Consider the following 12,568-nt stretch of genomic DNA (forward strand, 5'->3'; position numbering starts at 1 on the left):
TCTGGTGCGTGCTCTCGGCGTGCCGGGTGCAAGGCCTCGTACTGGATGTACTTGGCCTTACGCCCGGTGCGGCGAGAGTGCGTGCCAGACGTCGTGAGGCAGACGGGAGTTTGAAGACACGCCCTAGTCCCAGTGACGGCGCCTGTCGCGCCGCTCCCTGCGTTCCTCGCGCCGCTCCTCGCGCCGGTCCAGGTGGTCCTCCAGATGCTCTTCCAGGCGCTCGCGGTGCCGCTCCATCCGGTCCTCGTGCAACCGGTGGTGGTGACCGCGCCGCCCCTCCAACTCACCGCGCCTGGCCGCCCCGCCCTCCAGGTCCTCCAGCCTCGCGCGCCGCCGCTCCTCCTTGAGGCGCAGCCGCTCGGACCGCGGCAGCTTCCGGTCGACGCCGATCCCGCCCATCAGGGCGAACCCGCGCACGATCACCCGGGGCGACCCGGACGTGCCGGAGCCCGTCGCCCGGTCGTCGATCCCGCCCATGATCCCGAACCCCCGTACGGTGACGTCGAGTTCCGGCGGCACCTTCACCTGGATTCCGCCCATGATCGTGTAGCAACGGATCTCCACGTCCCGCGTCGCGAAGTTCGCCTCGCGCAGGTCGATCTCGCCGCCGCCCCACATCGCGAACGCGGTGAACCGCTCCCCCACCGTCCAGCGCCCCTTGCGGTTGAAGCCGCCCCAGAACGCGAACGCGAAGCTCGACGTCGCCTCCCCGCCGATCCGCGCCGGCCAGTCGACCTCACCGTCCGCCACCGGCGCCTTCACGAAACTCACCGGCGTGGGCGCCGACGTCCCCGGCAGATCACGGACCAGCGGCTCCAACTCCCCATAGGTGCGCGCCTTGTACGTCGCCTCGAGGCGCTCGTCGAACTCCTCCATGTCGAGCCGCCCCTCGGCGACCGCATCGCGCAGTTGCTCCGCGACCTTCTCGCGATCGGCGTCGGAGGCCCGCAACTCGGGCGCGGCAGCGGGGTCTGGGCGGGATTCGTCCGTCATACGGCCAAGCCTACGGGCGTCAGGGCGCCACGGAAGTGCCCCTGGCGTACATCCTTGCGATCACGGCCTCGATGTCGGGCTCCCGGACGGACAGGTCGACCAGCGGGCAGTGTTCGGCGATCGCCGCGACGAGCGGTGCCGCCGACTGCCCCGCCGGGAACGCCAGCCACTGCCGCGCCCCCTCCACCTTCACCACGCGCGCGAACTCGGCGAACTCCAGGTCCAGCGGCGGCAGTTCACGCTCCAGGTCCACGACGAGCGTCCGCTCGGCGAGGGTGCCGCCGCCCGCCCGGTGCAGCCCCTCCAGCTCGCCGTCGTACATCAGGCGCCCGTGGTCGATGACCATCACGCGGCGGCACAGCTGCTCGATGTCGGTCAGGTCGTGCGTCGTCAGCAGGACCGTCGTGCCCCGGTCGCGGTTCAAGTCCCGCAGGAATCCCCGGACCTTGACCTTCGAGACGACGTCGAGGCCGATCGTCGGCTCGTCCAGGTACAGCACCTCGGGGTCGTGCAGGAGGGCCGCGGCGATGTCGCCGCGCATCCGCTGCCCGAGCGAGAGCTGACGGACGGGGACCTCCAACAGGGCGTCCAGTTCGAGGAGTTCGACGCAGCGGGCGAGGTTCTCCGCGTAGCGCGCGTCCGGGATCCGGTACATGCGCCGCATCAGCCGGTACGAGTCGATGAGCGGCAGGTCCCACCAGAGCGTCGTGCGCTGCCCGAAGACCACGCCAATCCGGTGCGCGAGGCGGCGGCGTTCGCGCGAGGGGTCGATGCCGGCCACCCGGAGGCGTCCCGCGCTCGGCGTCAGGATGCCGGTCAGCATCTTGATCGTCGTCGACTTCCCGGCCCCGTTCGGCCCGATGTAGCCGACCATCTCGCCGCGCGGCACCGAGAACGTCAGCGAGTCCACGGCCCGCACCTCGCGCCGCTCACGCCGCAGGAAGCCCGCCCTGCGCCGGACGTCGAAGACCTTCTCGACGCCCTCCACTTCGATGAACGGCTCGATGGACGGCTCCGTGACCGGCTCCGTGACCGGCTCCGTGACCGGCTTGATGAACGCGTCACCCTCACCCATGAGGCCTCAACTCCCCGTACTTCGATACGACCGAAGGGCCGCCCGCCACGCGAGCCCCGCCGCGCCCAGGCACGCGGCGGCCACCAGCGGCGGCGCGAACGCGATCCACCGCGGCAGGTCCAGCGGGTAGGGGCGGCCGAGGATGTAGAGCGCGGGCAGCCAGTTCACGAAGGCCAGCGGGAGGACGAAGGTGACGCCGCGCAGCAGGTTGTCGCCGAAGACGGTCGGCGGGTAGGACAGCATCGCGGTGCCGCCGAACGTCGCCGCGTTCTGCACCTCCGCCGCGTCCTGCGCCACGATCTGGAAGGCCGCGCCCGCCAGGAACACCGCGGAGAAGATCCCGGCGCCGCTCACCAGGAGCACCGGCACGAGCAGCACCTTCACCGGCGTCCACGCCACGTCCAGCGCGCACAGGGCCCAGACGAGGACCGCGACCCCCTGCGTCACCCGGCCCAGCCTGCGCAGCGCGAACCGGTCCGCCGCGACCTGCGCCAGCACCGGCGCGGGCCGCACCAGGAAGGCGTCCAGGGTGCCGTCCCGCACCCGCGTCCCGAGCCGCCCGAGCGACCCGGCGAACAGATCGGCCAGGCCGAAGGCGGCGCCCGAGGTCCCGTACAGGAAGGCGACCTCGGCGAGGCCGTAGCCGCCGAGCCGGTCGACCTGCGAGAACATCAGCAGGATGCCGACGAACTCCAGCGCCGTCAGGGCGAAGTTGCCGAAGCTCGTCATCACGAAGGACGCGCGGTAGCTCATCGAGGAGCGGATCCACATCCCGCTGACCATGCGGAACGCCCGTGCCCCGTCCCGGACTTGGCCCAACCGGTCACCCACCTTGAGCCACCACCCGCCGCGTCGCCGTCGCCTGCAGCAGCCGCCCCACGCCGAGGATCGCGGCGGCCCACGCGGCCTGGAAGAGACAGCTGCCCAGCACCCCGCGGCCGCCGTACGTGCCCATCAGGACGTCCGCGGGCACCTGCAGCAGCGCCGACCAGGGCAGGGCGCGGGCCACGTCACCGATCGCGCCGGGGAAGACGTTCAGCGGCAGCAGCATCCCGCAGAAGAACGTGGCCGTGATCCCGTACATCTGCGCGACGCCGCTCGCGTCCAGGAGCCAGAACGCGGACATCGCCACGAGATAGCGCAGCGCGAAGCTGACGACCATGCCGAGCAGGACGGAGACCAGGAAGGCCGCCCATCTCAACGGGTCGGACGGCAGGGCCAGTTGGAAGACGAGCGCGCCGATCGCCATCGGCACGACACCGCGCGCGAGCAGCTGGAAGCAGGCCCGGCCGACATCCTGCGCCAGCCACCAGCACTGCAGGTCGGCGGGCCGGTACAGGTCGACGGCGACGTCCCCGCTGCGGATCCGGTCGGCGAGCTCCGCCTCGAAACCGGAGGGCACGCCGAGCATCATCACGGAGAACATGGCCTGCCCCACCCAGACGAAGGTGAGCGCCTGCGCCTGGTCGTAGCCGCCGAGGTGGGGCCGCTCGTCCCAGAGCGCGATGTACGTACAGGCGATGATCAGGCCGAAGACGGTGTTGGTGAAGACGCCCGCGAAAGTGGCCCCGCGATAGGTGGCGTAGCGCCGGAAGGCCCCGGCGGCGACGGCCGCGTACAGCCGCACTGCTCCCACGCCACACCCCCTGCGGTACGCCGAAGCGCAGGAGCATAGCCATCCCGGGCGATGCCTGCCACTCATTTTCACGGTGATGTAGCAGGCTTATGTGCCATACGAGGCGTACGTGACGTACGACGCGAACCAGGAGTTCCACAGGACATGAGCAGCGACGAGCCGAAGCCGGAACCCGGGCCCGGGCAGCCGTCACCCGAGTGGGGCGAGCGACCGCAGTCCGCGCAGCGGCAGGGGAAGAAGGCCAAGCGCCCCAAGCGCAAGGGCTGGCGGCGCCTGTTCCCGACCTGGCGGATGCTGCTCGGCGCGTTCATCGGCTTCGTCCTGCTGTGCGTCGGCCTGTTCGCGCTCGGCTACTTCCTCGTGAACATCCCGCCCGCCAACTCGGCGGCGACGGCGCAGTCCAACGTCTATCTCTACGCGGACGGCACCCAGATCGCCCGCGACGGCGAGGTCAACCGGGAGAACGTCAAGCTCGCCCAGATCCCCAAGACCGTGCAGCACACGGTGCTCGCCGCGGAGGACCGCGACTTCTACACCGAGTCCGCGATCGACCCGAAGGCGATGCTGCGCGCGGCCTGGAACACGGTCACCGGCAAGGGCAAGCAGTCCGGTTCGACGATCACGCAGCAGTACGTGAAGAACTACTACCTCGGCCAGGAACAGACGGTCTCGCGGAAGGTGAAGGAGTTCTTCATCTCCATCAAACTCGACCGCGAGGAGTCCAAGGACGACATCCTCGAGGGCTATCTCAACACCAGCTACTTCGGCCGCAACGCGTACGGCATCCAGGCCGCCGCCCAGGCGTACTACGGCGTCGACGTCGGGGACCTGACGACCGCTCAGGGCGCTTATCTGGCCGCCCTGTTGAACGCCCCGAGCGCGTACGACGTGATCGCGCACCCGGAGAACAAGGCGAAGGCCGTGGCCCGCTGGAACTACGTCCTGGACGGCATGGTCAAGGAGAAGTGGCTCTCCGCCGCCGACCGCGCCGCGATGACGTTCCCGGTGCCGGTCGAGGCGAAGGGCCCTGCCGGGATGTCGGGCCAGCGCGGCTACCTCGTCCAGGCGGTCAAGGACTTCATCACCAGCAACAGGATCATCGACGAGGACACGCTCGCCACCGGCGGCTACCGCATCACCACGACCCTGCAGAAGGCGAAGCAGGACGCCTTCGTGGACGCGGTCGACGACCAGCTGATGTCGAAGATCGACAAGGAGTCCCGCGACGCCGACAGACACGTCCGCGCGGGCGGCGCCGCCATCGACCCCGCCACCGGCAAGGTCCTCGCCATGTACGGCGGCATCGACTACACGAAGCAGTACGTCAACAACGCCACCCGCCGCGACTACCAAGTCGGCTCCACCTTCAAGCCGTTCGTGTTCACGAGCGCCGTCGAGAACGGCTCGACGACGCAGGACGGCCGCGTCATCACCCCGAACACCGTCTACGACGGCACCAACAAGCGCCCCGTACAGGGCTGGGACGGCGGCACTTACGCCCCCGAGAACGAGGACGGCGTCTCCTACGGCAACATCACCGTGCGCACCGCCACCGACAAGTCCGTCAACTCGGTGTACGCGCAGATGGCCGTCGACGTCGGCTCCGACAAGGTGAAGCGGACGGCCATCGACCTGGGCCTCCCGTCGACCACCCCCGACCTCACCGCGTCCCCGTCCATCGCGCTCGGCCCGGCCACCGCGAGCGTCCTCGACATGACCGAGGCGTACGCGACGCTCGCCAACCACGGCAAGCACGGCACGTACACCCTCCTCGCCTCCATCAGCAAGGACGGCGAGGACGTCGACCTGCCCGAGCAGGAGACCGGCCAGTCCGTCAGCCGCGAGGCCGCCGACACCACCACCTCGATCCTGCAGTCCGTCGTCGAGGGCGGCACCGGCACCGCCGCCCAGGCGGCGGGCCGCCCCGCCGCCGGCAAGACCGGCACCGCGGAGGAGGACCAGGCGGCCTGGTTCGCGGGCTACACCCCGGACCTGGCGACCGTCGTCTCGGTGATGGGCCAGGACCCGGACACCGGCGCCCACACCTCGCTGTACGGCGTCGCGGGCCTGCCGCGCATCAACGGCGGCGGGTTCCCGGCCCAGATCTGGGCCCAGTTCACGAAGACGGCCCTGACCGGACGGCCCGCCGCCGACTTCGACCTCGAACTGGAGCCGGGCTCCGAGGAGTTGACCCTCCCCACCACGTCCCCCACGGAGACGGCCTCAGCCACTCCGGAGGACCCCGGCACCGACACCGGCGGCACGACGACCGACGGCGGCACGGACACGGGAGGCACCGACACGGGCGGCACGGCCGAGGGCCAGGACCAGGGACAGGACCAGGGTCAGACGGAAGGACAGACGGACGGCGGCACGACGACCGACGGCGGCGCCGACACCGGCGGCACGGACGCGGGCACCGACCAGGGCCAGACGGACGGCGCCCTCACCGGAGGCGGCCCGCTCAATGGCCTGACGTCGCCTTCAGCCCGACGATCGCCACCAGCAGCAGGGCGATGAAGAACACCCGCGCGGCCGTCGCCGGCTCACCGAGCGCCAGCATGCCGACGATGGCCGCACCCGCGGCTCCGATCCCCACCCACACGCCGTACGCCGTACCGATGGGCAGCGACTTGGCGGCGTAGGACAGCAGCAGCATGCTCGCGACGATCCCCGCGCCCGTGAACAGGCTGGGCCACAGCCGCGTAAAACCCTCGGTGTACTTCATGCCGATCGACCAGGCGACCTCGAGAAGTCCGGCGATCACGATCAGAATCCAGGCCATGACTGGCACCTCCGTCAGTGGTTCTCAACAGGGGTGCGTCGTCTTTGCCTCGCAGTGAAGAGCACTGCTGTCCCGGTACGGCGCGTCTCGTCGGGGTCCCTCAAAGGTAGCAAAGAAAAGATAAAGGGGCTGGTGACACCGGTCACCAGCCCCTTCGTACGGGACGACGAGCGCTACAGGTACGAGCTACAGATACAGGCCCGTCGAGTCCTCGGACCCCTCGAAGCGGTCCGCGGCGACCGCGTGCAGGTCCCGCTCGCGCATCAGCACGTAGGCCACGCCCCGCACCTCGACCTCGGCGCGGTCCTCCGGGTCGTACAGCACCCGGTCACCGGGCTCCACGCCCCGCACGTTCGCCCCGACCGCGACGACCTCGGCCCAGGCCAGGCGCTTGCCGACCGCGGCGGTCGCGGGGATCAGGATCCCGCCGCCGCTGCGGCGCTCGCCCTCCGCGGTGTCCTGCCGCACGAGCACACGGTCGTGCAGCATGCGGATGGGCAACTTGTCGTGGTGATGGGTCTTCTGGCTCACGGCGACGAACCTACCTGCCCTCCGGCTCCCCGTACGCTCCCGGGTCAGCGCTTGCGACGACGCGAGCCCACGGCGAGCAGCCCGACGACACCGACCACGACGAGCGCGACCGGCACGATCCGCTCGAGCCGCGGCGCGCCCTCCTCGGACACCAGTTGGCCCTTGACGTCGGAGACGAACCGATTGGCCCCGACGTACGCGCGCCCCAGCGTGTGGTCCACGTTCGAGACGAATCTGGCCTTCGCGTCCCCGACGATCGTCTTCGGGTGCACCCGCACCCCGAGCTCGTCGAGCGTCTCGGCCAGGGTCTCGCGGCGGCGCTTGATGTCCGCCTCGATCTGCGCCGGCGTCCGCGTATCCGGCGTATCCGACGTGCTGGACGTGTCCGACACCGCGCTGCCTCCATGATCGACGGTTCACTGCGTACGTCCACTGCGTACGCCCACTACGTGAGGGGTGATGGACAGTCTGTCAGCTCACCACCGCCCGCACCCCACGGCACCCCTATTACCCTCGACCGGAGTCACCCCACCCGCAAGGAGATGCGAGCGACATGAGCGAGCGACTGCAGCCCGGCGACACCGCCCCCGCCTTCACCCTGCCCGACGCCGACGGCAACGAGGTCTCCCTCGCCGACCACAAGGGCCGCAAGACGATCGTCTACTTCTACCCCGCCGCGCTCACCCCGGGCTGCACCAAGCAGGCCTGCGACTTCACCGACAACCTCGACGTCCTCGCGAGCGCCGGCTACGACGTCATCGGCGTCTCCCCCGACAAGCCGGAGAAGCTCGCCAAGTTCCGCGAGAAGGAGAACCTGAAGGTCACGCTGGTCGGCGACCCGGACAAGAAGGTCCTCGAGGCGTACGGCGCCTTCGGCGAGAAGAAGCTGTACGGGAAGGTCGTCACCGGTGTCATCCGCTCCACGATCGTCGTGGACGAGGACGGCAAGGTCGAGCGCGCCCTCTACAACGTGAAGGCCACCGGCCACGTAGCGAAGATCATCAAGGACCTCGGCATCTGATCCGGCACCTGACCGGTATCTGACCGGCATCTGACCGGCACCCGACCCTCCCGGGTACCCGCGCTGTGAGGAAAGTCCCCTCTCGAGGGGACTTTCGTTTGCATACGCCACGACCGAGCAAGTGATCCCTTCGGAAGCGTTTCGAGTCCAGAGAAGGGATCCACCGCCATGTCCACCGACACCGAGGAAGGGCAGCTGCCGCCCGACCCGGAGGCGGTCAAGCGTCACCGGGCACTGTTCCGCGCCGTCAGACGGCGCAAGAATCCGCCCCTGCGCCGCACCGACATCACCGTCACCGACGACGCGGCGGTGAAGCGCGCGGTCAAGGCGGCCTCGCTCGGCAATGCCATGGAGTGGTTCGACTTCGGCATCTACTCCTACCTCGCGGTGACGATCGGCCACGTCTTCTTCCCGTCCGGGAACGACACGGTCCAGCTGATCTCGTCCTTCGCGACCTTCGCCGTGTCCTTCCTCGTGCGGCCCATCGGCGGCATGGTCTTCGGCCCGATGGGTGACAAGATCGGCCGCAAGAAGGTCCTGGCGATGACGATGATCCTGATGGCGATCGGCACGTTCGCGATCGGCCTGATCCCGTCGTACGCCTCGATCGGCTTCTGGGCCCCGGTCCTGCTCATCCTCTTCCGGCTGGTCCAGGGCTTCTCCACGGGCGGCGAATACGGCGGGGCCTCGACGTTCATCGCCGAGTACGCGCCCGACAAGCGCCGCGGCTACTTCGGCAGCTTCCTGGAGTTCGGCACGCTCGCCGGTTACGTCGGTGCCGCCGGCCTCGTCGTGATCCTGACGTCCACGCTGGGCAGCGACGGGATGGAGTCCTGGGGCTGGCGCATCCCGTTCCTGGTCGCGGGTCCGATCGGCCTCGTCGGCCTCTATCTGCGACTGCGCCTGGACGAGACCCCGGCCTTCCAGAAGCTGGAGGACGAGTCGTCCCACAAGGCCACCGACGCGGCGTCCGCCGTCGAGACGACGGCCAAGGGCGACCTGGCGAAGATCTTCCGCGACTACTGGCCGTCGCTCATCCTCTGCATCTGCCTCGTGGGCGCGTACAACATCACGGACTACATGCTCCTGTCCTACATGCCGACGTACCTGTCGGACGAGATGGGCTACAAGGAGTCCCACGGCCTCCTCATCCTCATCGCGACGATGATCGTCCTGATGCTCGTCATCAGCCAGGTCGGCCGGCTCTCCGACCGCTTCGGCCGCAAGCCCCTGCTCATGGCGGGCATGCTCGGCTTCTTCTTCCTCTCGATCCCCGCCTTCCTCCTGGTCAAGAACGGCGCCCTGTGGGCGGTCTCCCTCGGCATGCTGCTGCTGGGCCTCTCCCTGGTCTGCATGCTCGGCACGATGTCGGCGGCCCTCCCGGCGATCTTCCCGACCCAGGTCCGCTACGGCTCCCTCTCCGTCGGCTACAACCTCTCCGCGTCGATCTTCGGCGGCACGACGCCGCTGGTGATCACGGCGCTGATCTCGTGGACCGGGACGGACATGATGCCCGCGTACTACGCGATGGCCGCGGCCCTGATCGGCGTGATCGCGGTGGCGTGCATGAAGGAAACGGCCCAGAAGCCGCTAGCCGGGTCGCCGCCGTCGGTGGAGACACCGGAGGAGGCCGCGGAAATGGTGGAGGCCCAGGCTCCGGCTCCGAGGTTCTGACCTGTGGCGCCCGACCTTTGACCTCGCTCAACTCCCGCCCCGGATCGGGCCGTTCCGCATTTCGTGCGTGACGGTCCGATTTTCGGTTCGTTAGCCCGTACGAGGTCACGAACGGGTGGCCGAGGACCGAGGGAGGGTTCGCATGGCGGGGCAGCGGTATACGCGGGAGCTGCTGGAGGAGGCGGCTCGGAACGCGCGGAACTGGGATGAGGCGGTTCGGTGGTGTGGGGGTGAGCCGACAGTCGGGAGTCGCCGGTATCTGCGCCGGAAGATGAGCGAAGCGGGGATCGACACATCGCACTTCCGAGAGCTGCGGGTTCGGCACACGGAGGAGATCTTGCGCGAGGCTGTGTCACAGTCCCAGAGCATCAACGACGTGGTACGCCGCTTGGGGATCAACAACGTAGGCGGCAACCAGGCGCACATCAGCCGCCGGATCACGGCGCTCGGGATCGACACCTCGCACTTCACGCCATCGAAGCGCCGCCCAAAGGGCTCGCTCGGAGACCCACTGAGACTGAGGTCTCCGGACGACGGCCGAGTGCGCGGCACGCGCATTCGCCGGGAGCTGCTCCGGCTTGGCGTTCCTCGGCAATGCGCCGAGTGCAGCCGCACGACCTGGCAAGGGAGCCCGATTCCACTGGAGGCGGACCACATCAACGGCGACTGGTGGGACAACCGCCCGAAAAACCTGCGCCTCTTGTGCGCCAACTGCCATGCGGCAACGGACACTTACCGAGGCCGGAAGCGGAGGTCCGCATGAGCAAGTACCCGCGCGCCCTTCTGGCGGAGAACGCTGCGGCCTCCGACAGCCTGGTCGACCTGATGCGCCGGATCGGTGCCCCCATGGGCAGCAAACCCCTCCGCTACCTGCGCAAACGGCTCGCTCATTACGGCATCGACACCTCCCACTTCCAGGACGAGCCGTTGCCGGAACGCCCGAAGCGGTCGTACTCCAGGGAAGCCCTGGAAGAGGCGGCAGCCCGCTCCATCAGCATCCGCGAAATGTTCCTGCATATGGGGATCCCTCCGGAGGACGGCCCGTACGAGCACGTGAAGCGGAGGCTGAAGCTGTTCGGTATCGACACCAGCCACTTCGCGCCACCCCGAGGCGTCGACGGCAGCGGAGTCTTCCCTGAGGAGGAGTTCACACAGGCCGTGGCAGCATCGCACAGCCTGGCCGAACTCATGCGCCGCCTGGGACTGCCACCGTTCCATCAGACAGCCCGGACAAAAGCGCGGCGCAGCATCGACGAGTACGGCCTCTCGACGGAACACTTCACCGGACAGGGGCACTGCGCGGGAGTACCCTCGCCCGCACGAAAGGCGGCCCGGGAAATCCTTGTACGCCGCCCCGCCGGGGCCTCGCGCACCAGCACGGCTCTGCTGCGACGGGCACTCGACGAGATCGGGGTGCCGCGCGTGTGCGTCACATGCGGCGTGGGCGAGCTCTGGGAAGGGAAGCGAATGGTTCTGGAAGTCGATCACATCCACGGCGATCGCCTGGACAACCGTCGCGAGAACCTGCGCTACCTGTGCCCGAACTGCCACGCGCTGACGAGAACTTGGTGCCGCAGCCGTAGGGGCGCTCCCGGCACGAACAGCCCCGCCGTACACTGACGAGACGGAACGCGCCAGGAAGGCGCAATGTTCGTTTTGTCGCGGTCGTGATGGAATGGCAGACATGTCGGATTTAGGTTCCGATGGGAGAAATCCCGTGAGGGTTCGAATCCCTCCGACCGCACATAAAAGGGGCCGCCCGTGTGGACGGCCCCTCTGCGTCTCGCCTCAGCCCAACAACTCCCGCACCACCGGCACCAGCGCCCGAAACGCCTTCCCCCGATGGGAGATCGCGTTCTTCTCGGCAGAGGTCAGCTCCGCGCACGTCCGCGTGTCCCCCTCCACCTGAAGGATCGGGTCGTAGCCGAAGCCGCCCGAGCCGGCCGGGGCGTGCCGCAGGACGCCCCGCAGCTGGCCCTCGACCACGCGCTCCGTGCCGTCGGGCAACGCAAGAGCTGCCGCACACGCAAAATGCGCCCCGCGGTGGACGTCGTCGTCGACGTCGCCGAGCTGGGCCAGGAGGAGGTTCAGGTTCGCCGCGTCGTCGCCGTGCTTGCCCGCCCAGCGCGCGGAGAAGATGCCGGGCGCGCCGCCGAGGACGTCGACGCAGAGGCCGGAGTCGTCGGCGACGGCGGGCAGGCCGGTGGCCTTGGCGAGGGCGTGGGCCTTGAGCAGGGCGTTCTCGGCGAACGTGACGCCGGTTTCGCGGACGTCGGGAATCTCCGGGTACGCGTCGGCGCCGACCAGCTCGTGGGGCAGGCCGGCGTCGGCGAGGATGGAGCGGAGTTCGACGATCTTGCCGTTGTTGCGGGTGGCGAGGATGAGGCGGGTCATGCCCTCCAGCCTACGAGCAGCGCTGCGGCGGCGTTCTGCGGCAGCGCTCTACGGCGTGCAGACCTTGGTCAGTTCGCCTGCGGCGTCCGTGACCGGGGTGACGTCGGGGGTCTTGTCCCCGTCGTTGATGGCGGTACGCACGTTCCCCACGGCCTTGTTGAGGTCGTCGACCGCCTTGGAGACGTCGGCGTTGTCGGTCTTGTCGCCGATCTTGTCGAGGTTCTTGTCGATGGAGGCGAGCGCCTCGTCGGCCTTGGCCGGGTCGTTCGCCGCGTTCTCCACGGCCTGCTGGAGGTCGGTGACGCTGTCGGCGATGGCGTCGGCGGTCTGGACGCAGTCGAGGGCCTTGTCGACGGCCGAGCAGCCGACGGCGGCCGGTACCGCGATCAGTGCGGTGGCTGCGGCGAGTACGGCGAGACGACGGTGGCGTGATCGGCGGCGCGCGGGCATGGAACGGTC

At 69.2% G+C, this 12,568-nt stretch carries 13 protein-coding genes, 1 tRNA gene and 1 riboswitch; of the genes, 5 read left to right on the plus strand and 9 right to left on the minus strand.

Features of this window, described 5'->3' with window-relative positions; translation table 11 throughout:
• Nucleotides 1–123: 123 nt before the first annotated feature.
• Genes ACIBUY_RS10910 through ACIBUY_RS10925 form a run of 4 tightly spaced genes read right to left on the minus strand, consistent with a single transcriptional unit; the run spans nucleotide 124 to nucleotide 3,695 of the window.
• On the minus strand, nucleotides 124–993 hold the full coding sequence (locus tag ACIBUY_RS10910; protein WP_399152399.1) for a DUF1707 domain-containing protein: 870 nt from the start codon (nucleotides 991–993) through the stop codon (nucleotides 124–126).
• Between the two features lie 19 nt (nucleotides 994–1,012).
• Entirely contained in the window at nucleotides 1,013–2,068 is a 1,056-nt protein-coding gene (locus ACIBUY_RS10915) for an ATP-binding cassette domain-containing protein (RefSeq protein ID WP_399152400.1), read from the minus strand.
• A gap of 6 nt (nucleotides 2,069–2,074) precedes the next feature.
• The gene (locus ACIBUY_RS10920) at nucleotides 2,075–2,851 is read right to left on the minus strand and encodes an ABC transporter permease (protein ID WP_365580009.1); all 777 of its coding nucleotides are present in this window, start codon (nucleotides 2,849–2,851) and stop codon (nucleotides 2,075–2,077) included.
• A 40-nt stretch (nucleotides 2,852–2,891) separates the two neighbouring features.
• The gene (locus ACIBUY_RS10925) at nucleotides 2,892–3,695 is read right to left on the minus strand and encodes an ABC transporter permease (RefSeq protein WP_399152531.1); all 804 of its coding nucleotides are present in this window, start codon (nucleotides 3,693–3,695) and stop codon (nucleotides 2,892–2,894) included.
• A 153-nt stretch (nucleotides 3,696–3,848) separates the two neighbouring features.
• On the opposite strand from ACIBUY_RS10925, the gene ACIBUY_RS10930 reads away from it, so the two are divergent.
• Complete coding sequence (locus ACIBUY_RS10930; protein ID WP_399152401.1) at nucleotides 3,849–6,224, plus strand: transglycosylase domain-containing protein; 2,376 nt, start codon at nucleotides 3,849–3,851, stop codon at nucleotides 6,222–6,224.
• Here ACIBUY_RS10930 and sugE read toward each other — a convergent pair.
• From sugE to ACIBUY_RS10945, 3 genes are all read right to left on the minus strand, one after another.
• Nucleotides 6,169–6,489, minus strand: a complete 321-nt coding sequence (gene sugE / locus ACIBUY_RS10935; RefSeq protein ID WP_365579996.1) for a quaternary ammonium compound efflux SMR transporter SugE — start codon at nucleotides 6,487–6,489, stop codon at nucleotides 6,169–6,171. The genes ACIBUY_RS10930 and sugE overlap by 56 nt on opposite strands.
• Nucleotides 6,490–6,521: 32 nt before the next feature.
• Nucleotides 6,522–6,601: riboswitch (guanidine-III (ykkC-III) riboswitch) on the minus strand.
• Between the two features lie 74 nt (nucleotides 6,602–6,675).
• Entirely contained in the window at nucleotides 6,676–6,978 is a 303-nt protein-coding gene (locus ACIBUY_RS10940; protein ID WP_399152532.1) for a GroES family chaperonin, read from the minus strand.
• Nucleotides 6,979–7,064: 86 nt separating this feature from the next.
• On the minus strand, nucleotides 7,065–7,412 hold the full coding sequence (locus ACIBUY_RS10945; RefSeq protein ID WP_365579990.1) for a DUF3618 domain-containing protein: 348 nt from the start codon (nucleotides 7,410–7,412) through the stop codon (nucleotides 7,065–7,067).
• A gap of 161 nt (nucleotides 7,413–7,573) precedes the next feature.
• Between ACIBUY_RS10945 and bcp the strand changes: the two genes are divergently transcribed.
• From bcp to ACIBUY_RS10965, 4 genes are all read left to right on the plus strand, one after another.
• Nucleotides 7,574–8,041, plus strand: coding sequence for a thioredoxin-dependent thiol peroxidase (bcp, locus tag ACIBUY_RS10950; RefSeq protein WP_365579987.1), 468 nt, complete (start codon nucleotides 7,574–7,576; stop codon nucleotides 8,039–8,041).
• Nucleotides 8,042–8,209: 168 nt separating this feature from the next.
• Nucleotides 8,210–9,715, plus strand: a complete 1,506-nt coding sequence (gene proP / locus ACIBUY_RS10955; protein ID WP_365579984.1) for a glycine betaine/L-proline transporter ProP — start codon at nucleotides 8,210–8,212, stop codon at nucleotides 9,713–9,715.
• A 759-nt stretch (nucleotides 9,716–10,474) separates the two neighbouring features.
• Nucleotides 10,475–11,335, plus strand: a complete 861-nt coding sequence (locus tag ACIBUY_RS10960; RefSeq protein ID WP_399152402.1) for an HNH endonuclease — start codon at nucleotides 10,475–10,477, stop codon at nucleotides 11,333–11,335.
• Between the two features lie 41 nt (nucleotides 11,336–11,376).
• Nucleotides 11,377–11,459, plus strand: a tRNA-Leu gene (locus ACIBUY_RS10965).
• A gap of 44 nt (nucleotides 11,460–11,503) precedes the next feature.
• Here ACIBUY_RS10965 and rdgB read toward each other — a convergent pair.
• The gene (gene rdgB, locus ACIBUY_RS10970; protein ID WP_365579978.1) at nucleotides 11,504–12,109 is read right to left on the minus strand and encodes an RdgB/HAM1 family non-canonical purine NTP pyrophosphatase; all 606 of its coding nucleotides are present in this window, start codon (nucleotides 12,107–12,109) and stop codon (nucleotides 11,504–11,506) included.
• A gap of 48 nt (nucleotides 12,110–12,157) precedes the next feature.
• The gene (locus tag ACIBUY_RS10975; protein ID WP_365579975.1) at nucleotides 12,158–12,559 is read right to left on the minus strand and encodes a hypothetical protein; all 402 of its coding nucleotides are present in this window, start codon (nucleotides 12,557–12,559) and stop codon (nucleotides 12,158–12,160) included.
• Nucleotides 12,560–12,568: the final 9 nt, after the last annotated feature.

It is taken from the genome of Streptomyces sp. NPDC050085, from assembly GCF_044460595.1.
Taxonomy (GTDB): Bacteria; Actinomycetota; Actinomycetes; order Streptomycetales; family Streptomycetaceae; genus Streptomyces.